We start from the raw sequence: 22,543 nt of genomic DNA on the forward strand, positions 1-22,543 counted from the left end.
GCAGTTAGGGAGAGGAGAGAAGTGAACATGAGCATGGGGAAAAAATCGGCTCAATTGCCGATCGCATCCAATCCGCTCGCGACGAGAGCGGATATGCAGGAAGCGATGCGTCAGCTGTGCGAGCCGCTTGTTCCTTATTACAGCGAGGGCAAGGCGCATCTGAAACTGGGGGAGACCGGCTCGGGCTGCACGAGCGAAACCGCGGAGATGGAAGGCTTCTCGCGCGTGTTGTGGGGACTTGCGCCGCTGGCTTCCGGAGGCGGCGATTCCGCTTTGTGGGACATCTACAGGGAAGGAATCAGGAACGGAACGAATCCCGGGCATGCGGAATATTGGGGAGTCGTGAACGATTACGATCAGAAGCTGGTGGAGATGGCATCCTTCGGACTTGCGATGGCGCTTGCGCCGGAGCAAGTGTGGCAGCCGTTGAGCGAGGTGGAGAAGGGGCGGTTCTATGATTGGTTCAACCAGATTAACGGGCGCACCGTTTACGACTGCAACTGGCTCTTCTTTCTCGTTATGGTCAATCTGGGCTTCAAGAAGCTTGGTCTGCCGTATGACCGGGAGCAAATGGACGCGAATCTGGATCGGATCGACGAGTTCTACTTGTCCGACGGCTGGTATTCGGACGGCATCGGCGGGCATTGCGACTACTATGGGCCTTTCGCCATCCACTATTACGGCTTGATCTACGCCGATTGGATGGGGGAGGAGGATCCGAAGCGGGCGGCGTTGTATAAGGAAAGGGCGGCGGCGTTCGCGAAGGACTTTATCTACTGGTTCGCGGGCGACGGCTCCGCGCTGCCGTACGGACGAAGCCTGACGTACCGGTTCTCGCAGGCGGCCTTCTGGAGCGTGCTTGCTTATGCAGGCGTGGAGGTGTTTCCTTATGGCGTCATGAAGGGCATTGTGCTTCGGCATCTGCGCTGGTGGTTCGCCCAGCCGATCTTCGAGGCGGACGGCAGACTGTCGATCGGGTACGCGTATCCGAATCTCGTCATGGCGGAAAATTACAATGCGCCGGGATCGCCATACTGGGCCTTCAAGACGTTCCTGCCGCTGGCGCTGCCGGAGGAGCATCCGTTCTGGCAGGCGGAGGAGCTGCCGCTGCCGGAGCTGGGCGAGCGCTCCGTGCAGCAATCGCCTCATCTGATCATTCAGAGGCAGGAAGCGAGCGATCATATTGTCGCCTTCAATGCGGGGCATCCTTCGACGAACGAGCATACGCATACGGCGGCCAAATACGAAAAGTTCGCGTATTCCAATCGGTTCGGCTTCAGCGTGCCGCGGGCGGAGTGGGGGCTTGCGCAGGGCGCGTACGATTCGATTCTTGCGCTTAGCGAAGGCGATCGTATCTACCGGGTGAAGCGGAAAGCGGAGCGGTCGACGATCGGGGATGGCGTTATTCATACCGTATGGAAGCCGTGGCACGACGTCGAGGTACGGACGTGGCTCGTCGTCGGAGCGCCTTGGCATGTGCGTATCCATCGCATCGCGTCTAGCAGGTATTTGGACGCCGCCGACGGCGGGTATGCGCTCGGCGTTGAAGATCGGAAAGGGAAACGAACGCTGCAAGAGAGCAAGGGTGAGGGCGGAGCGCTGGCCGTATCGGCTCGGGGGGCGAGCGGCATTCGACTGCTCTATGGCGGCGGGCAAGCCGAGCTTGTTCATCCGAACGCGAATACGAATGTGATGTATGCGCGGACGGTTATTCCGACAGTGACGGCCAGCTTGCAGCCGGGCGTCCATTGGATGGCGACAGGCATATACGGAAATCCCGGAGACGAGCGGGACAATTGTACCGAGGATTGGGAACAGGCGCCTCGGGTCGTTTTGGAGAATGATAGCTTTGACGTGCATATAGGCGGACAGAGCATTTACAAACTGACGAATGTTGGCATAGAGAGGATTGAAGCGTAAGCAATGGGAGCAGGAATGAAAACAGGAATGAAAGCAAGCTATGAATGGCTCGGCGATGTGGGCGTATTTCGCGTGAACCGGCTCGATGCCCACTCGGATCACCGCTACTACCGCACGATGGAGGAAGCGGAAGCAGGTGAGCCGATGGCGCTTCGGCATGAGCTAAACGGAAGCTGGAAGTTCAGCTATTCGGACAGAGCGGAAGCGAGAGAAGCTTTATTTTATGACGTAAATTACGATCACTCGGGGTGGCCGGACATTGTGGTGCCGGGTCATATTCAGCTTCAGGGCTTCGGCTCGCCGCAATATGTCAATACGATGTACCCGTGGGACGGACTGGATGGCGTACGTCCTCCCGAGCTTCCGAAGGTGAACCCGGTCGGCAGCTATGTGAAGACGTTCGAGCTGCCTGCGAATATGAAGGGGCATCCGGTGTACATTTCGTTCCAAGGCGTCGAGTCGGCCTTCTACGTCTGGATGAACGGCGAGTTCGTTGGCTACGCGGAGGACAGCTTCACGCCGTCGGAGTTCGAGCTGACGCCACATGTGCGCGAGGGGGAGAACAAGCTTGCCGTCGAGGTGTATCAGCGGAGCACGGGCAGCTGGCTGGAGGATCAGGATTTCTGGCGGTTCTCGGGTATTTTCCGCGATGTGTACTTGTATACGATTCCTGAACTGCATGTACAAGATGTGCGCGTTCGTGCGGAGCTGGACGATTCCTATTCGCAGGGCAGCTTAACCGTGGATTTGCGGCTGATGGACAAGGTGCATCCGGCGGCGCAGGCGCGAGTAGAGCTGAAGGATGCGGCGGGCCAGCCGGTGGCTGCCGTATCGGGACATTTCGAGAATGGTTCGTTGACATTGAATGCTTCTGCGGGAGAAGTGCAGCTATGGAGCGCGGAGAAACCTTATTTATATCGGGTTTGTATTTCGGTACTGAACGCGGAGGGTGAGTTGGCAGAGGCGATTGTGCAGAAGGCCGGCTTCCGCCGGTTCGAGACGATCGATCGGTTAATGTGCTTAAACGGCAAGCGAATCGTATTTAAGGGCGTTAACCGCCATGAGTTCAACTGCCGCAGCGGCAGGGTCGTGACGAAGGAGGATATGCTCTGGGACATTGCGACGCTGAAGCGCAATAACATTAACGCCGTGCGTACGTCGCATTATCCGAATCAGACGTTATGGTACGAGCTGTGCGACGAATACGGTGTTTACGTTATTGACGAGATGAACCTGGAATCGCATGGCTCCTGGCAGAAGATGGGGGCGGTCGAGCCTTCGTGGAACGTGCCGGGCGATAAGCCGGAATGGCAGCCGATCGTCATGGACCGCGCGGTGTCGATGCTGGAGCGGGACAAAAACCATCCGTCCATTCTCATCTGGTCATGCGGCAACGAGTCGTATGCAGGCGAGGTCATCCTTAACGTATCTAACTATTTCCGCGAGGCGGACCCAAGCCGCTTGGTGCACTACGAGGGCGTGTTCCACAATCGGGCGTTCGACGATACGAGCGATATGGAAAGCCGCATGTACGCGAGGCCGGCGGATATCGAAGCTTATTTGCAAGGGGACCCGGCCAAGCCTTACATCAGCTGCGAGTACATGCACGCGATGGGCAACTCCGTAGGGGGGTTGCACAAATACACGGAGCTGGAGAGCAAGTACCCGATGTATCAGGGTGGCTTCATCTGGGATTATATCGATCAAGCGCTCGTCAAGAAGAACCGGTACGGCGAGGAGTACTTAGCGTACGGCGGAGACTTCGATGATCGTCCAACCGACTACAGCTTCTGCGGCAATGGCATCGTGTTTGCCGATCGGAAGGAAACGCCGAAGATGCAGGAGGTTAAGTTCCTGTATCAAAACGTGAAGCTCGTAGTGGCGCGAGATGCGGTCGCCGTTCGGAACGAGAACCTGTTCGAGAGTACCGAAGGCTTGAGTCTGCAGTACCGCCTGTATCGGGACGGCACGGAAGTGTTTGCCGGATCCAGTAATGCGGTTGTAACTGCACAGCAGTCGGGCATGATTACCTTGGAATTTCCAGAGGGAGCGGATGCCGCGCCAGGCGAATATTGCATCCATGCGTCGCTTCTATTGACAGAAGGTAGTCTGTGGGCAGAAGCCGGACATGAAGTCGCATTCGGGCAGCATGTCTACGTTGTGGAGCCATCGGTTGTTGCGGGGCAGGCTTCCGGGGAGGTTACCGTTATCGAGGGCGACGTCAACATCGGAGTTTCCGGCGAAGGCTTCGCGATGATATTCTCGAAGCAGGCGGGCTCGCTTGTATCATTGCGGTACGGCGATGGCCGAGAGCTGATCTCTGCGCCTCCGATGCCGCTGTTCTGGCGGGCGACAACGGATAACGACAAAGGGTATAACCAAGGCTTCCAAGCAGGGGCTTGGTATGCCGCGAGCTTGGCGCGCCGCTGTGTGAAGGTGGAGCTGACGAAGGATGCCGCCGACACGGCGACGGTTGCTTACGAATATACGTTCAGTATCCACCCGGAAGTAAAGGTGAGCGTGGCCTATACGGTATTCGCGGATGGAAGCCTGCGCGTCCGTTCGCAGTATATCGGCGCCGAAGGCTTGCCGAATTTGCCGATCTTCGCGTTATCTTTTAAAATACCGGCTGACTATAACCGCTCCGAGTGGTATGCCATGGGACCGGAAGAAAACTATATCGATCGCGCGTTCGGCGCACGTCTTGGCGTGTTCGAACGGCGGGTGGACGAGCTGCCTTCCAGCTACCTCGTACCGCAGGAGTCGGGCAACCGGACGGGTGTTCGGCGCTTATCGATTACCGATGCTACCGGCGCGGGCTTGAAGCTGAATGCCGATCCGAAAGCGCCGGTCGAATGCACGCTGTCGCCGTACACGGCTTTCGAGCTTGAAAATGCCGCCCACGCATGGGAGCTGCCGGACGTTCACTATACGGTCGTAACCGTTGCGGGAAGACAAATGGGCGTCGGTGGCGATGACAGCTGGGGCGCGCCCGTTCATGACGAGTATTTGATTCCGGCGAATCGGGATATGGTGTTTGAGTTTACGTTGTCGAAGTATAACGCATAGGTTAGCACTACTGTATGGGTTTAAGGGAAGAGACTGTTTCTGTCGCGTGTATGGTGCGATGGGAACAGTTTTTTTCTATGACTGACCAATCGACATACGTTAAATAGCGTCAAACGAAATAAATGGAATTTCTCCAGTTAATATCTTCGGTTTTCAATAGGGTGGGTGATATCGGTGAAATTAACATGAGGAATTCCCGTTATTCTACCCAACGGTTCTATTTCCAATAAATAACTGGAGAAATTCCCTCTATTTCAAACACAGCTGTGAAACAGGTGGGACGATGGTGAGTTCATACTTTCGTAAGCTTTTTATAATCCTTTCGCAAGACGATCGTTCTTGGATAGTTAGCTTTAACGTTTAAGCTTCGATTAGTAGGCTAGTTCATTTGACTAAGGGGGAAACGAAATGAAGAAAAGGTACGGGGTTGTGCTTGTTACAGGTTTGATGCTTCTGCTTTCCGCATGCAATTCGAATGACAACGAGATGATGAACGAGAAGCCGGCCACGGAAATGAAGGACAGCATGAACGATGAGGAAATGAAGGATGACGGCATGATGGAAGAAGAGAAGATGGATGAAGGAGAAATGAAAGAAGATAGCATGATGGAAGAGAAGGAAATGAAGGACGACAGCATGATGGAAGAAGGCAAGAAGGATGAAGGCATGATGGAAGACGAGATGAAGGAAGACGAGATGAAGGAAGACAACAAAATGTAGGAAACGTCCCTCGCTGACTGGCGGGGGATTGTTTTGCAAGCTAGTCGAATGCGTCGCCGATTGGCGTTATAATAGAAGGAAGATGCAAGAAGGAACGGGGGGATCGGCATGAGCGCTCGCATTGTCGTGGCCGATGATGAACGAAATATAACGGATGTGTGCCGGCGTTATCTCGAACGCGAGGGCAACACAGTTTATGTTGCATCCGACGGCGAGGAGGCTCTTAACCTGTGGCGCGAGCATCGACCGGATCTGCTGGTGCTCGATTTGATGATGCCGAAGATAGACGGGCTTGAGGTTTGCGATACGATTCGCCAGACAGAGGATACGCCGATTATATTGCTGACGGCTCGCGGGGAGGAGCCGGATCGGCTGCTCGGTCTTACGATGGGAGCCGACGATTATATGACCAAGCCCTTCAGTCCGAGAGAGCTGGTGCTCCGAGTCAAAAATATTTTAAGGCGAACGGGCTATAGGGATCACGAAGCTGCCGCTCTCAGGGATGGAAAAAAGGATGCGGAGCAGCTTCGGGAGGCGCTGCGCTTCGATGGGTTATCGATCTTTCCTTCGGAGCGAAGGGTAGAGATTGCCGGGAGAAACGTTGAGCTGACGGCCAAAGAGTTCGATCTGCTGCAGCTGCTGGCGGCCTATCCGGGAAAAGTGTTTTCCCGAAGTCAACTGCTTAATCACGTATGGGACGTTGCCTATGAAGGAGATATGACAACCGTCACGGTTCATGTACGCCGGTTGAGGGAGAAGATCGAACCGAATCCGTCCGATCCAAGCTGGATCAAGACGGTATGGGGCATTGGATATAAGCTGGACGGAAAAGGATTCCTCTCATGAAGCTGCGATCCTATTTAATACTGGCAAACACGATCAGTATCGCTTTCATCATCCTTTTGCTGCTCGTCTTTTTTCAATACATGCTTGTGACCAAGGAGCAGCTCATCTGGCTTGCGCTTGCTACGGTCGGAGCGGGTATCGTATCTTCCGGGTTATTCTTCGTGCTCGTCAGACCGCTCGAAGCATCCGTTAGGCGCATAGGAGAAGGCGCGGGCCGGATTGCCGCAGGGGATCTGGAAGCGCGGGTCGCGGATACGGGATTGTTGGAATTCAAACAACTGGCCGAGCAATTCAATCGGATGGGCGTCAGCCTGGAGCAAAGCTTCCGGCAAGTGAAGGCGGCCGAGTCCGCTCAGAGGGAGCTGGTCGCCAATATGGCCCATGATCTTCGCACCCCGCTCGCTTCTATGCAATCGTATGCCGAGGCGCTCGAGGATGGCGTAATCGAAGATGAAACGACTTATCGACGTTATTTATCGACCATTCGTTCGGAAACCGTACGGCTTGGGGATCTCATTCAAGATTTATTCGAGCTATCGACACTGGACGCAGGCGCGCAGCAAGACACTGCATACTCGCCGGCGGTGGCAGAGGATGTTCTCGTAGAACTGCTTCCGCGATTTACCTTGCAGCTCGAGAAGAAGTCCTTGCAGCTGCGCGTGCTTCTTCCGGAGCACTCGCTTAAAGTTTACATGCTGGAGCGGCATTTGCAGAGAGTCCTTCAAAATATGATCGAAAATGCGGTAAGGCATTCCCCTCATGAAGGTATTATTCGAATAGAATCAGAAGAGCGGGGCGACGGCTTTGTTCGCTTTACCGTTACGGATGAAGGGGAAGGCGTTCCGCAGCGAGAGCGAGAGCGCATCTTCGAACGCTTCTACCGCTTGGACCGCTCCCGCAGCCGCGAAGGCGGGGGGGCGGGTTTGGGATTGTCGATTGCGAAGCTGCTCGTGGAGCAGTACCTCGGACAGATCGGCGTAGAGCAAGCTAACGGGCAAGGCAGCAGGTTCTGGTTTACGGTTCGTAAAGCGGATGAAAGATCGGTTATGCCTGAAAATACCCGAATCGAGGTGGAGACCCTGTGAGTGGCATATTAGAGAGGCTGCGCAAAGGATTCGGCAAAAAGCTCGTATCGCTGCATGCGTGGAACGGATGGATCGTCGTTATTTTGGCGCTTACGGGACTCGTCTTGGTGGGCGGCTTCTGGCGCGGTATTCTTGGCGAAGGCCGAGTATGGATCAAGTGGCTGCATATCGTCGTAGGCATCGCCTCGATTATGCCCGTGCTGTATTACCTGTTGTTGGCAGGCAAGCATTGGAAGCAGCTTAAGGATAAGCCCGCCCAGCGAGCCAATGTGCTGATCGTGCTGGGGCTTCTGCTCGGCTGGTTTTTGTCCGGCGTGCTGCTGTGGCAGTTCCGGGCGGTCGGGCCGCGCGTCTCGAACGTCGCGTTGGTCGTGCATGATCTGCTTACTTGGATCGGGCTGCCGTACATCATTTATCACTCGCTCACTCGGGTCAAATGGCTCAAGGAGCCGAATCGGCGGACGGTTAAGCGGGGAGATGAGCGTAATGCCGATAAGGATGCTCTTCATCCTGCTGCGCCTCAGCCGGTGTATACGCGCCGGTCGTTCATTCGAGGCGCTATCGGCGCGGGGCTTGCCGTCACGATCGGGCCGTCCTTCCTGAAGTGGGTCGGAGATTCGCTAGGCAACCTTGGAGTCGGCGGCAGTCAGACGCTCGACAAGCTGATCGAGAACGATGCGAACAGCCTCGTTCCCGCCCCGCAGCCGCTCCCGGCATCGTCGCCGCCGCTCGGCGGGGGAGCGCAAGGACAATTCCGCGTATACACGGTCACGCCGATCCCGACTTTTACGAACGAGAACTGGTCGTTCACGATTGACGGGCTAGTCGAGAAATCCAGCAAGTGGGACTGGAAGCAGTTCGTTGCGCTGAAGCGTGAGGTGCAAGTGAGCGACTTCCACTGCGTGACGGGCTGGTCGGTGTACAAGAATACATGGGAGGGCATCAAGCTGAAGGATCTGCTGAAGCAAGCAGGGGTGAAGGCGTCCGCCCGAACTGTGAAGTTCTACTCAGGCGACGGCGTATACACAGATACGCTCACGCTTGAACAAGCCGATATGGATGACGTGCTCGTCGCGGTCATGCATGACGGCAAGCCGATCCCGAGCGACCTCGGCGGCCCGGTTCGGCTGATCGTACCGAAGATGTACGCGTACAAGTCGGTCAAATGGCTGAACCGGATCGAGCTGATTGAAGGCGAGCATGTCGGGTATTGGGAGCAGCGGGGTTATTCCAACGATGCTTGGGTGTAGAGGGAACTGCTGCTTTTAGGTATCCTTTTACATAAACAACGAATGAAATGAAGCAAGCCGAGCGCTTATCGGGAATAGGGAAAGACGATGAACAACGGTTTTACCATACAATAAGACAGAAGCATTTTCCCGGCGCCGTCGTCACGGTAAGCCATGATCGGTTCTTCATAGACAAGATCGGGACGAAAATGCTGAGCTTTGACCCTATATTTGGGATAACGGAACAAAATTTGTAGGGGATCTCGTAGCCTATAGAGGCAGCCCTTCTTGTTGTTTGGTATAATAGGACCCATGAATCGGATGATGGAAGGCGGAATGTAGAATGAACAATATCGTTTCTTCAAAATGGCTGCTGGCTCGCATGTACGAGCCGGATATCGTGATCGTGGACTGCCGCTTCCTTATGGGCAAGCCGGATGCCGGCCGTGAATTATATGAAACATCGCATATCCCGGGAGCCGTATATTTGGATTTGGAGAAGGATCTGTCCGCTCCCGTCGAAGAGCATGGCGGACGGCATCCATTGCCGGATAATTTCGACCTTACGGTCACGCTCAGCCGCGTCGGCATCGGCAACGAATCGCGCGTCGTCGCTTACGACGATCAGGGAGGCGCGATGGCGTCCCGACTGTGGTGGCTGCTCAAGTACCTTGGGCACGAGCAGGTATTTGTCATGGACGAAGGTTTCACGGCTTGGGTCAACGCGGGCTTCCCTGTCTCATCCGAGCAGAAGGTGCTTATTCCCGCGAAATTCCTCGCGACGGTTCAGCATGCAATGCTTGTAGAGATGGATGAGGTGAAGGAGCTGCTCGGAGACGAGCGCGTGACGCTGATTGATTCGCGCGAAGCGCCGCGTTACCGGGGCGAGGTCGAGCCGCTGGACAAGGCAGCTGGCCACATACCCGGCGCGATCAACCGCTTCTGGAAGGATGGCCTTACAGAAGCGGGCATCTGGAAGGATACGGCCGCACAAGCGGAGCGCTTCGCCGATCTGGACCGCGACCGCGACCTCATCGTCTACTGCGGCTCGGGCGTGACTGCAACGCCTAACGTCATCGCACTGCAGGAGGCGGGTTTTAGCAAAGTACGGTTGTATGCGGGGAGCTGGAGCGATTGGATCTCTTATGAGGGGAATCCGGTGGCGGTTGGGGGAGAGGAAAAGGCTTAAACAGCATATTAGTATGTGTCTTGGAGTACATCGCTCATGTGGCGATGTACTCTTTGCGCTGTACTTAAAAGTGTCTAAAGTCAACACGGAGCAAATTCAGCCGCCTGAAAATTTTTTCAGGAAGCTCTGAAGCGTGCTGCGTTATCGTAACAGTTCCCTCTTCTCGACACACTCTGTGTAATTCTATTTCTCATTAAAATAAGCTGATATTGACGCATCAAGTACATGGCGTCGATAAGCGCAGTGGTGTCGCCCATCAGGTTCAGCAGCTCGTAGAATTCGCTGATATCGTGATACGCACCGTCGCCGTGGCCATGGCTTCTGAAGCCGTTGTAAGCGTCTGTCCTGCCAAACGTAATTACACACGTAACGATACTCTGCAAGATTGGATTTTGGTTCCAGCCGGAAAGCGCTTATAATTGAAGCAACGATAACGACATAGGGCAGGTGTGAATGCAATGCAAGCAAAGATCATGGTCATCGAAGACGAAAAAGCGATCTCGGAAGCGATCTCCTATGCCTTGAAGCGCGAAGGTTACGCGGTGGAAGTCATCGATCGCGGGGATACCGCCGCGAAGCGTCTTGGCGAGACTCGTCCCGACGCCATCATTCTCGATGTGATGCTGCCCGGCATGGACGGCTATGACGTGCTGAAGAAGGTGCAGGACAAAGGTGGAATCGGCGTAATCATGCTGACGGCCAAGGAAGACATCGTGAATAAGGTGCTCGGGCTGGAGCTTGGGGCCGACGACTATATGACCAAGCCTTTCGACATGCGGGAGCTGCTCGCGCGGCTCAAGTCCTTGCTTAGAAGAATACAGGCCGCCGGAGAGAAGAAGGAGCCGAATGAGGTTCGGCTAGGCGGAGTGAAGGTGCACGTCGCTAGAAGAACGGTTATGGCGGGAGAACGCAAGCTGGAGCTGACGCCCAAGGAATTCGATCTGATGGCGCTGCTGGCAGCCAATCCCGACAGAGTGTACGAGAGAGAACAATTGCTGGACCTGGTGTGGGGGATGGATTATTACGGAGGTACGCGTACGGTAGATATTCATGTGCAGCGGCTGCGCAAGAAGTTGGGACCCGACTATGGCGACACCATCCAAACCGTCCATGGCATCGGCTACAGGGCGTCCGGAGGAAACGGTGAGAATTAGCATCAAGCTGAAGTTCAGCCTGTTCCTCGCCGGCCTTCTGTTGCTCACGGTATTCGTACTCAGCCTGCTGGTCTTGCAGGGAATCGAACGGAATCAGCGCGTGCAGGCGGAGGGGCTCCTCGCTCAGCAAGCCGAAACGGCGAACGTCTATTTCATCCAATCCATAATGGAGCAATCCAATAAAGTTCCCCAGACGTTCATGGAGACCAAAGGTGTGGCGTTCGGCGAGCAACTGGAACTGATTAGCGGGCAGCCCGTCGTCCTGTACGATGGGAGCGGCGCCGTCATAGGGAGGAGGGCCGCGGTTCCTCCATCTGGCAGCATCAAGCAGACGCTGGCGTATGCGCTGGAGAACAAGATCGCTTATTTGGTGGAAGGGGAGTCCATGTATTATTTAACCCCGCTGCGCGCGGGGGGCGAGCAGGTCGGCGTTGTCCAATTCTATTATTCCCTTCGTGATCATCAAGCCTTTTACAATGAGATCAAGCGATTGTTCATCTATATCGGAGCGGGCGTGTTCGTGCTCAGCTTCCTCTTGGCATACTTGTTTTTCAACTCCTTCGCCCTCAGCATCATTAAGCTGAACGATACGGTAGGCCGTATCCGGGAGGGACAGTTCGCGACGCCGGACATGAAGCGGAGGGACGAGATCGGGGAGCTCGGCGCAGGCATTGCCGCCATGAGCGAACGTCTCATGGCCACGATGCGAGATAAGGACGAGGAGCGGGAGAAGCTGGCGCTTGCGGTTCGCAAGCTATCGGAGCTGGATCGGCAGCAGAAGGAGTTCATCGGCAATGTCACTCATGAGTTCAAGACGCCGCTGACTTCCATTAAAGCCTACCTCGATCTGCTCGACATGTATCCCGATGACGAGGAGCTGTTGGCCACGGCCAAAACCCATATCGCCGGAGAGACGCAGAGGCTCTACGAAATGGTGGAGAAGGTGCTGCAATTGTCCGCGATGGAGAAATACGATTTTGAGTATAACAAGGAAAGGCTCGAGGTACGGGGAACGATTGAGTCGGTGCTGGACAGCCTAAAGGGGAAAATGGACAAGTTCGGCCTCGCGTTGGAGACGGATTTGCACGAAGCCTACATGGAAGCCGATAAGGATTATATGAATATCGTGCTTGCGAACCTGCTGGACAACGCCATCAAATATAACAAGACGGACGGCTGCATCCGCGTAAGCAACTTCGTCAGGGACAATGAGGTCGTCATCGAAATATCCGACACGGGGATCGGCGTTCCGGCCGAGGTCACGGATAAGATTTTTAGAGCGTTCTACACGGTGGATAGGAACAGATCCAGGGAGCATGGCGGTGCTGGACTTGGGCTGTCGCTGGCGAAGCGGTATGCCGAGACGCAGGGAGGCAGCATCTCCATCGTGAAGTCGGATGGCAACGGCACGACGTTCAGAATGACGTTCCCGACTCAATCTCGATAAGATTGTTTACAACTTGGAAACAACTCTTCGTTCATTCGCAACATTCGGTTGGTATTGTAAGCATCAAGGAGGCGATCACATTGAACAGAAGAAAAATAGCCATTATGGCATGCGTCCCCGCATTACTGATAACCATCACCGCTTGCAGCGGAGATAACGGAGGAAATCGCGAGGTTATTCGGGAGCCGGGGAAAACCATCACAGTCATTGATAACGAAAGCAAGAAGCCGGCGGCCGGACCGGCTATTACGGTGGGCGGCATCAAGCGGTACGAGAAGGTGGAGATATTCGGCTGGCTGGACGAGGATACGGTCATTGTATCCAAGGAGAACGAATCATTGGCGAAGATGAAGCTGGAGGAACTGGCGGATTCCTATCCGCGTAGCTTGTACCGAGTCAATCTGAAGACGGGCGAGCTCGTGCCGCTGAAGGAACAGGAGAACGTGTTCTTGGGAGGCGCCAGCTTGTCTCCGGACAAAAAGCATCTCATCTATCAGGAGTATACGCTCGGTGATCCCGCTTATTATGTCATGAACCTGGAAACGCTGATGTCGTTCGGCCTGGCCGGCGAACCCATCGGAGGAGCCATGAGCGCTAGATGGGCGGATGATGGTAACATCATCGGTGCTTCTTATGCAGGCGGAGCTTACACGGCAACCACGAATGGCGTTATCGCCGCTCTTGACGAATTAAACGAAGGCGCACTGATTATCGTAGCCAAGCTCGGCAGCAGCGTCTACTACAACACCAATGCGGATGAAGCGCTGAAGGTGCTCAATCTGGATACCAAGGAGACCAAAGATACGGGGCTCGGTTCCGTGAGCAGCGTCATTCCTTCGCCTGACGGCAACCAGTTGCTGGTGAAGCAATACGAAGGCTCAAGGGTGAAGCTTGTGCTGTGCGATCTGGATGGAGGGAACGCGAAGACGATCGCGGAAGGAGCGGAGCTTGGCGGAATTTCCTGGTCGGCGGATCAACGGCTGATCGCATACAGTATGCAAGCGGAGGTAAGCGGCGCGACGGTCAAAGGCTTGTACGTCCACGATCTTCTGTCCGATGAAGCGACCCGTATCGCAGCCGACGTCGAGAACGCCGTGAGTTCTTCGTGGAGCCTTTCAGGCAACGAACTGTCCTACACGGTATGGAACGGCAACAGCTACGACAGCAGCGTCGTCGAGATTCATACTTCCTTACAACCATAATATAACATCGATAGGCGTGACATAGCTGTACTTCCTGCCCACGCCTCTCTCTTTAGAATCAATGGCGCTGGCGTGCCGCAGACCAAGCTCTTTGGCTTGGCGGTAGGGAACGACATCCCTTCATCATCTAGGGCGACAATACAATGACGACAACGAACCTGACCCTAAGAAATAACACAAAGAAGGCCGGAGTTCCTCCGGCCTTTCCTATAAGTAATTGTTGCTGTATAAGGACGATTATCAGACTGATCGTTCGGCTAGTAAACTCAACACTTAATTGAATATACTTTTTAACATGGGAAGGGGATCATTCTGATGGGCTCCAAATTTGGAAGCATACATATTCGTGCAGAAGAAATCGTTGAAGAAATCTCAATGTTGCAAACGACCCTCGAAGAGATTCAAATCAGTAAACGTTCTCCCGGATGGATTAGCATTTATAGCGATTCACTGCAATGGGGAACTACGTTTCTAGCGGCCAAGAAGCTTTCGAAGGACATTCATTTTCCCGTTATGAGCGTTGAGTATTTCGATGATGATGTTCTGGAAATCCATTTGCTGCAAGCAGGCAAAAAAATCACTTCTTTGATTCAAGGTGCCGCATTAGAAGGGTACGGATTAAGAAGAAAACGGCCTCAAGCAGAGAAGTTAAAAGAAGTTGTAAGCATAAGTATGAATGCGAAAGAGTTGGACTGGGTATGCAAAGAGCTCGATCTATGGGATCTTTGCGAGTATCTGCAAATTCAATTCAACCTTCCTTTCAGACCAGAGACGATAGTTAACGAGCTGCCCGTGCACAAAACCCCTTGGAATTCGAGTACTTCTCCGCAACCTAAGGGGAAAAACAAAGAAAAGAAATACGAAGCGGATTTCCTGCGCCCAGGCTCCTTAACGATGGCAATGGTGACGAAAGACCAGGAACTTTACACTTGGGGCTCGAAAAGCTACGGTGTTCTGGGTGATGACTCTATTAAAAATAGGAACAAGCCGGCAAAGATATTGGATCACATCGTCGAAGTTGCGATGGGGAGCTATTCGGCGTATGCGATCAACGATAAAGGCGATTTAATTGGCTGGGGCGAGCATTCGCCGCATGGAACTCCAACGCCGCAAAAATTGCTCTTGCAAGGCGTAAAGGACATAGGTGTAAAATCACGAGATGCCTATTTCTTGCAGAATTCCGGAAAGTTATATAGCTATGGCCGGACATGGAATAGCGACGATTTTGTGCTCCTTCGCGATGAGGTTAGAAGCATTCATGTAACGGCGTATGATGCATTTGCAATATCGAATTCAGGAGAACTCTACGGCTTCGGGAAAAATGCATACGATCAACTAGGCAAAATCACGGATGGCAAAAGCGATTGTATCTTGAAGAATGTGAAAATCGTTGATAGCGACGGATATTCGGTTCACGCCATTACCGATAACGGTGATCTTTACGTATGGAGGAATGAGCAAGGGCGCGGCTTATCGCCCGAACTGCCTCGGAAAGAATTCGAGCAAGTCGTTCAAGCGGTGCAGGCTCATCATTTCGTATATGCCGTAACGGAAAACGGAGACTTGTATGCATGGGGAGGTTCGGGCGCTCACATCAGCGACAGTTACTACGAGGAAAGGTATGCCCCGACCAAATTACTTGAGAATGTAAAGAAAATTGCCAAAACGACATTCAGAATCTTCGTGTTGTTTCAAACAGGAGAGCTTTGCAGCTTTTTCCTCGATCACGACCAGCCGGGAGAAGATGGATATTATACGATGAAGCATGCTTCTCCTCTTTATCGGCTTGGGGAAGGAAACAGAACCATTGTAGGCGATAAAGAGGCAATCGAATGGCTTCAAAAGACAAGATTTCATATGAAAAAGACAGATTTAGATTTCATACCCGAATCGCATTTGGAGCATATCCGGATTCAAGATATCGTCACAACGTCATCTGAAATATACGCAATAGATGAATCTGGAATTGTGTGGGTGGTTGGTACTAGCGCTTTTATGTCAATGAAGAAGCCTGTACGTGTGAGGGTCCAGGAGGCATAGGCTACTGGCATGATATAATCATTTGTAGCTATTGAAATATTATCCAGTAAAAGTGTATGTCTGAGTGTTTTGCAATTACTTATCCATTGTGATGGAGGGTACATACTATGAAACTGGAAAGACTCTTATCCATCATTATTTTGCTGCTGAACCGTCGTATGGTGCAGGCCAAGGAGCTCGCAGAGCGGTTCGAAGTGTCCGTACGGACGATATACCGGGATATCGAAGCCATTAATGGGGCCGGAATTCCGATCGTCACCTACCAGGGAACGAACGGAGGCATCGGGCTGGCGGAAGGATACCGCTTGGACCGCAACGTGCTGACCAACGACGAGCTCGCTGCCATCTTCACCGCCCTGCGCAGCATCTCTACCTCATATGGCAACGAGCAGCATCGACATCTAATGGAGAAAATCAACAGCGTTGTCCCGCCCCAATACTCCGAAGAATTCCAGCATAAAGCCAGCCGTGTGCTGATTGACTATTCGCCCTGGGATGGCAACGAGAGGCTGCGCCCTAAACTGCAACTATTAAAAGAAGCGGTAGATAGCTGCCGAATAGCGGGATTCATCTATTCCAATGCCGAAGGTGTTGTAACACACCGAATTGTAGAGCCGCATATGCTCATCATGAAAGGGAGACAATGGTATCTGAAAGCCTATTGCCAGACGAAAGAGCAGTTCCGGTTATTCAAACTGAAAAGAATGAAAGAGCTGGAGATCGTTCCGGAGAGGACATTCATTCGAAGAGAGTTGCCAATGCAAGAGGGTACCACTGGTCAGAGTCCGAGCAGTCCGTCAAAGGCGACAGAATTCGTCTTACGTTTCCGTGCTGACTCTCGTCATTTAGCGGAGGAATGGTTTGGCATCGAGGAGCTTGTGCCCTTGGATGACGGTAGCTGGCAAGTGAGGAAGGCGTACCCGGAAGATGAATGGTTGTATAGATTCATTCTCGGCTTGGGTCACCATGCAGAGGTGCTTGAGCCTCTCCATCTGCGTGAGATCATCGCTAGTCGCGCAGAACAAGCTGCAAAAATATATAGAATTGATAAACCAACATGACAAATAGTTGTCAAGTTTGATGTTTTATACTAAACTCATTCAACTATAAGGAGAATGATTAGGGATGAAACAGAACGAATTCAAATCAATGGCGCACAACAGTGCGACTCCATCTGAAAGCTCGCTGACCGCAGATGCGGCAAATCGCATAAGAATGGAACCTGCCCGTATCGAGGAACTTCCAACTTTCACGCTGGCCGGAATTAGCGCCGTCACGACAAATGCAGCAGAATTAGGCGGCGAAGGCAAAATTGGCAAGCTTTTTGAACAATTCCACTCGCACAATATTGGCGAACATCCGGCTCTTCATTTACAACAATCTGGCTTTTATAGCTGTTACTTCAACTATGAAAAAGGCGATGCCGGACAATATGAAGTGTTGGTCGGCGTACATGTACGGGACAATATGCAGGGGCAATATCCCGAGTCCCTCTCGACGTTCACAGTTCCCTCCGCGAAATACGCGGTATTCGTCACGGAGCGGGGACCGATTATAGCGGTGGTGCAGCGGGCTTGGGCCGATATTTGGCAATGGTCGCAACAGCCCGGCAATGATCGGGCGTTCACAGGCGATTTTGAGTATTATGGCCCGAATATCGATCCGAACGACGGGCAAGTGGAAATATATATCGCCATACGCCAGCAGGAAAGGGCTGATCAGCATAGGTGTGATTGAAAACGCTAAGGTAGCAGCCGTGTTCGAGCATTATCCGGACCATATTCAACAGAGGTTGTTGTTTCTACGCCAATTGATTCTGGATACAGCATTGGAAATAGAAGGCATTGATCACCTGAAAGAGACCCTGAAATGGGGTGAGCCTAGCTATATCGCAAAACGTGGAAGCACGATCAGAATAGCTTGGAAAGAGTCAAATCCACAACGGTATGCAATGTATTTTAACTGTAACACAACGCTTGTTGCTACATTCAAGGAAGTTTTTAGTGATATATTCAACTTTGAAGGCAATCGGGCAATTGTGTTCGGTGATAACGAGGAAATACCAATAGATGAGTTAAAACAATGCATTTCATTGTCTCTCACTTATCATTCCCGAAAACAACTTCCAATGCTTGGATTGTAATAAAGGTACGTAAGGAGAGCCGAGAAAATGCATAGCGATACGCAAAGTAAAAAACAGAGCACGGCGAGAGAGATGCCGATGCTCTGTTTTTAATGTGCGCCGAAACCAACGCGAAGTCAACAATTGGCTTTACGAAAGTGGTTACATCGTAAACTCATCAAGTTGGACGCGAAGCGGCAGTCCTAATCCGAAACATGCTGTGATCAGAGCCGAAGCCCATCATCTCCGAGTCGTTCAAGATCAGATGCTCCAAGCCCTCGTCATGTCCCGAATTGGCCGAATATTCTAAAAGAAACACTGATATTTGCTGTGAAATTTGTGTGATCAAATGTATACTGAAAGTAAAAGAATGTAGGAAAGTTCCAGTAAACGGCTTGACATCAGTGTTGAAAAGCAGAAGGGGGAATTGCGTGAGCAAGTATTTGCTTCGATTGCTGTCTTTCAGCCTTTTAATAGGGGTGCTTCCGGCAGTGCTCGTCGGTATCCTTTCTTATTCGATCGCATCTGGGGATATAGTGGATAAGGTGAAAGAGGGAAATATGCATCTGCTGGCCCAGACTCAGCTGAGTGTGGAACAAATGCTGAAGTCTGTTGAGAAATCCGCGACGCAGTTTGCAAATTCTTCTATTGTGGAAGCATCGATGGACGAATCCTACACCGTAACAGACTTCGAGCAAATACGCAAATTGTCCGTTGAGCTTTATAACTTGCAATCCAGCGATGTTGTCATCACGGAGGCTTATCTAATTAATCTTCAGCACAAATGGGCATTAGACCTCAATGGTTTGAAATCCTTGGATTCTCTTAACCATGCAAGTGAATTCCTTGATTACGCCAAGGTGACGAGAAGTATTCAATGGTATACGGGATCGGTGATAGCCGGCGGCGATGACATGGCTGTTCCGAAGGAAACCATTTCTCTTGTGCATAAAATTCCGATTCTCCCGCAGACCGATAAGCCGCAAGGACTTGTTGTCATTCGGATTGCAGCATCGGACATTTGGGAAGCGCTCTCATCCTCGAATCCCTCGGATCGGTATTATATTTTGGATCATACGGGAACGAAAATAGTGGGAGCAGCAGCGGGAGAGTCCGGGGGATACGATGAAATTAACGCTGCCGTCGCCAAGCGGCTGGAATCGGAGCCGGAAGAGCGGCTGGGACTGTTTAGCATGCAAACCGGCGGTGAGGAGGAGGCTGTCATATACCGCTCCTCCGGCTATAACGGATGGACCTATGTTTCGGTTGTTTCGATAGGGGAACTAACGAAGGAAAGTAGAAAAATTGCAAAACTGACCATGATTGTATGCGCATCCGTATTGTTGATGGTCCTTGCGGTCGCATTGTTTGGCAGCCGGCGGATGTATCGTCCGATTCAGCGTCTTCAGGATATTGCCAGAGGTCTTGGCCGTAATGTGCAGATGCATCCGTCAACGCCTAGAAACGATGAGCTTGAATTCATCAAAGTCAGCTTGCAGTCGTTGGCTTTCTCAAGAGATCAGGTGGAACAGCAGCTGCTTGGTCATTTAGGCCATCTGAAGGAATTTTTTGTGCTTAAGCTGTTTACAGACCAAATATCGGAGAACGATTTTTTTTACCGGTCGGCCCTGAATGGCTTGCCGACAGGATGGGCATATCTGGGTGTATTTGCGCTTCAGATCGATAATCTGCAGGATACCCGGTATGAGGAGGAGGATCGCGAACTGCTGCTGTACGCCGTCAACAATATTGCCGAAGAGGTGCTGCCGCCTTCCAGCCGCTTCACGCCAATCATACTGAATCAAACTCAGGTGACGATCGTCGTTGCGGATAAGACGGACCCTGCAGAGGTGAAGCGTGTATTGTACGAAGCAGCGGAGCGCATTAAAAGAAATTCCTGGGAATATTTGCATCTTCAGGTCAGTATTGGCATCAGCAAGCCTTATCGTATGCTTACGGATACGGTTAAAGCCTACGGGGAAAGCTTGTCGGCACTTAAAACCAGAATCAGCCTGGGTCCGGATATTATTGTACACTATGAGGATGTTGAGAATAATCACGGAGTCGATCACTATGAACATTCCCATCTTAAAGTGTTGGAGGAGAGACTTGTTTATTCTCTCCGCGAGATGCAGCCGAACAATGTCTCGGAGATTTTTCGGCAATATCTGGATGCGCTGCTGCCCAAGGACGGTTACTTGCACGAGCATCAATTGTTATTGATGCAGCTGGTCTCGCGGCTGCTTTACATTTTGCAGGATCAGGGAATTTCATTGAAAAAGGTACTGCAGGACGAAGGCGCGGTGAAACGGCTTATGTACCTTCAGACAAGGGATGAGATTGTGCATTGGTTCGAGTCTGTGCTGTTCGCGCCGATGATTCAGGTGTTGTCGGAAAAATCGGAAACGACGTATATTAAGATCGCAGACAGGATTGTAAGGATGATTCAGGAAAATTACGATCAGGAAATCTCATTGGAATCCTACGCCCAGGAGCTTAACTATCATCCGGTTTATCTAAGCCGGGTTTTCAAGCGGGAAATCGGTATGACGTTCAGCGATTATTTATCGGAATACCGCATGAGGATGGCCAAAGTCATGCTGGAAACAACAGATAAGAAGATCTCTGAAATCGGGGAGCAGCTCCAATACAAAAATATAAGTGCATTCATACGAACCTTTCGAAAGCTGTATGATATGACGCCGGGGCAATATCGGGAAAAGATTATGAAGGGGAGTACCGAATGAAACGTTATTCCGTCTGTATGCTCGGCATGCTCATGCTTGTCATTTCGTTAACCGCTTGCGGGTGGAAAAGCCACGGCGAAGCTTACAATGAGAAAAACAATGATGAAAAAGCTTACTTCTTATCCATGGCGGTCAGTCTGTCAGGGGAGACTACCCCCCAAAACACCCAAATTAAGCAGGCGATCGAGGCGTTTACGAATACGGAATTGCAGATTCAATGGATTCCGTATTCCGCTTATGAGGAAAAGGTGAAGCTGATGATTGCTTCGGGAGAGCTTCCGAAGCTGATCAAACTCGATTATACTCCGACCATTATTGCTACATTGAAGGCGGGACAGTTCTGGGAATTAGGCCCGTTGCTTAATGGCTACCACAATTTGTCGGCCCCTAGCCCCATGCATTATGACAACATCTCTATCGATGGGAAGATATACGGTATACCGCTGTTCCGCGAGCTTGGCCGCGCTTCCGTTCAATACCGCAAGGATTGGTTTGACAAATTGGGGCTTGAACCGCCGGTTACGTTGGATGATTGGTATAAGGTTGTGCGAGCACTCACGCTGAATGATCCAGATGGGAACGGAGTGAACGATACGTATGGGATGGCTTTGGACAAACAATACAATATGGACATATATTCCACGCTGACCCGGATCGCCGTATCTCAGGGAGCGCCTACCAAATGGATGGTGGAGGATGGACGCTTTACTCCGGATTTTATGACCGAGCCGTATTTTGAGACAATGAAGCTGTTTAGACGGCTTTATCAGGAAAAGCTGATCAATGAGGATTTTGCGATAGTAGGTACTGCCGATTCGGTGAAACTCTACAATGGAGGCCGTGCCGGCATTCAGATCGTTGGCGGGTACGCCCAGACCTGGCAGGACAAGCTGAACAATACAGTTCCTTCCGCTGTGGTCGACGTGGCACCGCTCATGGGCCCGGACGGAATCAGGTTGCCGGGGGAAAGCGGGAATGCCGGCTTCCTGGCGATCCCCAAGGATTCGGTTCGTACCGAAGAAGAAGTGAAGCAGATACTGAGCTTCCTCGACGCCTTGTTGGAGATGCCTATGCAAGCTCTACTCTCCAAAGGTATCGAAGGCAGGCATTGGACGGATCGAGGCGAATATGCCGATTTCATCGATCGCAACTTGTTTCTTGCGGAAGTTAAGCCTTATCGCGATACGCTTCCGTTCCTCGGAGACCATAATCCGCTCTTAGAGCCGGTTCTGCAGCCGGAGCTGTTCCGCAAAAACCAGAAGATTCACAAGGAGAACGAAGCGTATATCGTGTCTAATCCTGCGCTAACGCTGAATTCGGACACTTATGCCGAACGAGGGAGGGAGCTGGAGATCATGATCATGGACACGCAGACCAAATTTATTATCGGAAAGCTGGATGAGGAAGGCTGGAAAAACGGAATCGACAAATGGCGGAAGTCCGGCGGCGATAAGTTGATTCGGGAGTATGAGGAAGCGTACCGCCAGAAAGGAAAATAAGAAGTTTTCACACCCTGCGGGTTCTGGTAAAGGCCTGCAGGGTGTTTTTCTGTTCACTTTGGAAGATGAATGGCATTAATTTGTTTGCGGCATATGAAGTTGCTTGAAGGCTATTGGGCTGCAAATCGCCGGAATTCATAAAGAGGTTAACCATAAGGTATAGCTTGCCATTATGATTCTGACCCATAATCGTACTCGAAGACAAATAGGAGATGAAAGGAAAGGTGAATGTTGTCAGGATTGTTCTATGAGCTCTGATTCGCGAACAATTCTG

Annotated in this window: 16 protein-coding genes; all 16 read left to right on the top strand. The window is 52.0% G+C overall.

Annotation, left to right across the window (positions count from 1 at the left end; translation table 11 throughout):
- Positions 1–27: 27 nt before the first annotated feature.
- The 16 genes from J2T14_RS22835 to J2T14_RS22910 all read left to right on the top strand — a co-directional run bounded on the left by J2T14_RS22835 (position 28) and on the right by J2T14_RS22910 (position 22,269).
- Positions 28–1,920 carry a DUF2264 domain-containing protein gene (locus J2T14_RS22835; protein WP_373458186.1) on the top strand — a complete coding sequence of 631 codons (1,893 nt, stop codon included), beginning with the start codon at positions 28–30 and terminating at the stop codon, positions 1,918–1,920.
- A 15-nt stretch (positions 1,921–1,935) separates the two neighbouring features.
- Positions 1,936–4,989: a glycoside hydrolase family 2 TIM barrel-domain containing protein gene (locus J2T14_RS22840; protein ID WP_307474479.1), complete on the top strand. Its 3,054-nt coding sequence runs from the start codon at positions 1,936–1,938 to the stop codon at positions 4,987–4,989.
- A gap of 408 nt (positions 4,990–5,397) precedes the next feature.
- Positions 5,398–5,709 carry a hypothetical protein gene (locus J2T14_RS22845; protein WP_307474481.1) on the top strand — a complete coding sequence of 104 codons (312 nt, stop codon included), beginning with the start codon at positions 5,398–5,400 and terminating at the stop codon, positions 5,707–5,709.
- 108 nt (positions 5,710–5,817) lie between these two features.
- Complete coding sequence (locus J2T14_RS22850; protein WP_307474483.1) at positions 5,818–6,555, top strand: response regulator transcription factor; 738 nt, start codon at positions 5,818–5,820, stop codon at positions 6,553–6,555.
- Positions 6,552–7,640 (top strand): sensor histidine kinase, encoded by a 1,089-nt coding sequence (locus J2T14_RS22855; protein WP_307474485.1) that lies wholly within the window; start codon positions 6,552–6,554, stop codon positions 7,638–7,640. The genes J2T14_RS22850 and J2T14_RS22855 overlap by 4 nt, the downstream gene beginning before the upstream one ends.
- Entirely contained in the window at positions 7,637–8,890 is a 1,254-nt protein-coding gene (locus J2T14_RS22860) for a molybdopterin-dependent oxidoreductase (RefSeq protein WP_307474487.1), read from the top strand. The genes J2T14_RS22855 and J2T14_RS22860 overlap by 4 nt, the downstream gene beginning before the upstream one ends.
- Before the next feature lie 322 nt (positions 8,891–9,212).
- The gene (locus J2T14_RS22865) at positions 9,213–10,058 is read left to right on the top strand and encodes a sulfurtransferase (protein WP_307474490.1); all 846 of its coding nucleotides are present in this window, start codon (positions 9,213–9,215) and stop codon (positions 10,056–10,058) included.
- A gap of 458 nt (positions 10,059–10,516) precedes the next feature.
- Positions 10,517–11,212: a response regulator transcription factor gene (locus tag J2T14_RS22870; RefSeq protein ID WP_307474492.1), complete on the top strand. Its 696-nt coding sequence runs from the start codon at positions 10,517–10,519 to the stop codon at positions 11,210–11,212.
- Entirely contained in the window at positions 11,202–12,659 is a 1,458-nt protein-coding gene (locus J2T14_RS22875) for a sensor histidine kinase (protein ID WP_307474495.1), read from the top strand. The genes J2T14_RS22870 and J2T14_RS22875 overlap by 11 nt, the downstream gene beginning before the upstream one ends.
- Positions 12,660–12,739: 80 nt before the next feature.
- Entirely contained in the window at positions 12,740–13,861 is a 1,122-nt protein-coding gene (locus J2T14_RS22880) for a TolB family protein (protein ID WP_307474497.1), read from the top strand.
- A 315-nt stretch (positions 13,862–14,176) separates the two neighbouring features.
- On the top strand, positions 14,177–15,901 hold the full coding sequence (locus J2T14_RS22885; RefSeq protein WP_307474499.1) for an RCC1 domain-containing protein: 1,725 nt from the start codon (positions 14,177–14,179) through the stop codon (positions 15,899–15,901).
- Positions 15,902–16,008: 107 nt separating this feature from the next.
- On the top strand, positions 16,009–16,962 hold the full coding sequence (locus tag J2T14_RS22890; RefSeq protein ID WP_307474501.1) for a helix-turn-helix transcriptional regulator: 954 nt from the start codon (positions 16,009–16,011) through the stop codon (positions 16,960–16,962).
- Between the two features lie 64 nt (positions 16,963–17,026).
- The gene (locus J2T14_RS22895) at positions 17,027–17,638 is read left to right on the top strand and encodes a GyrI-like domain-containing protein (protein ID WP_307474503.1); all 612 of its coding nucleotides are present in this window, start codon (positions 17,027–17,029) and stop codon (positions 17,636–17,638) included.
- A complete protein-coding gene (locus J2T14_RS22900; protein ID WP_307474505.1) occupies positions 17,631–18,044 on the top strand; it encodes a DUF1801 domain-containing protein in 414 nt (137 codons plus the stop codon). Before J2T14_RS22895 ends, J2T14_RS22900 begins: the two co-directional genes overlap by 8 nt.
- Before the next feature lie 410 nt (positions 18,045–18,454).
- Positions 18,455–20,770: an AraC family transcriptional regulator gene (locus tag J2T14_RS22905; RefSeq protein ID WP_307474507.1), complete on the top strand. Its 2,316-nt coding sequence runs from the start codon at positions 18,455–18,457 to the stop codon at positions 20,768–20,770.
- On the top strand, positions 20,767–22,269 hold the full coding sequence (locus J2T14_RS22910; protein ID WP_307474508.1) for an extracellular solute-binding protein: 1,503 nt from the start codon (positions 20,767–20,769) through the stop codon (positions 22,267–22,269). Before J2T14_RS22905 ends, J2T14_RS22910 begins: the two co-directional genes overlap by 4 nt.
- The last annotated feature ends 274 nt before the right edge of the window (positions 22,270–22,543 follow it).

It is taken from the genome of Paenibacillus harenae (assembly GCF_030812415.1).
Taxonomy (GTDB): Bacteria; Bacillota; Bacilli; order Paenibacillales; family Paenibacillaceae; genus Pristimantibacillus; species Pristimantibacillus harenae_A.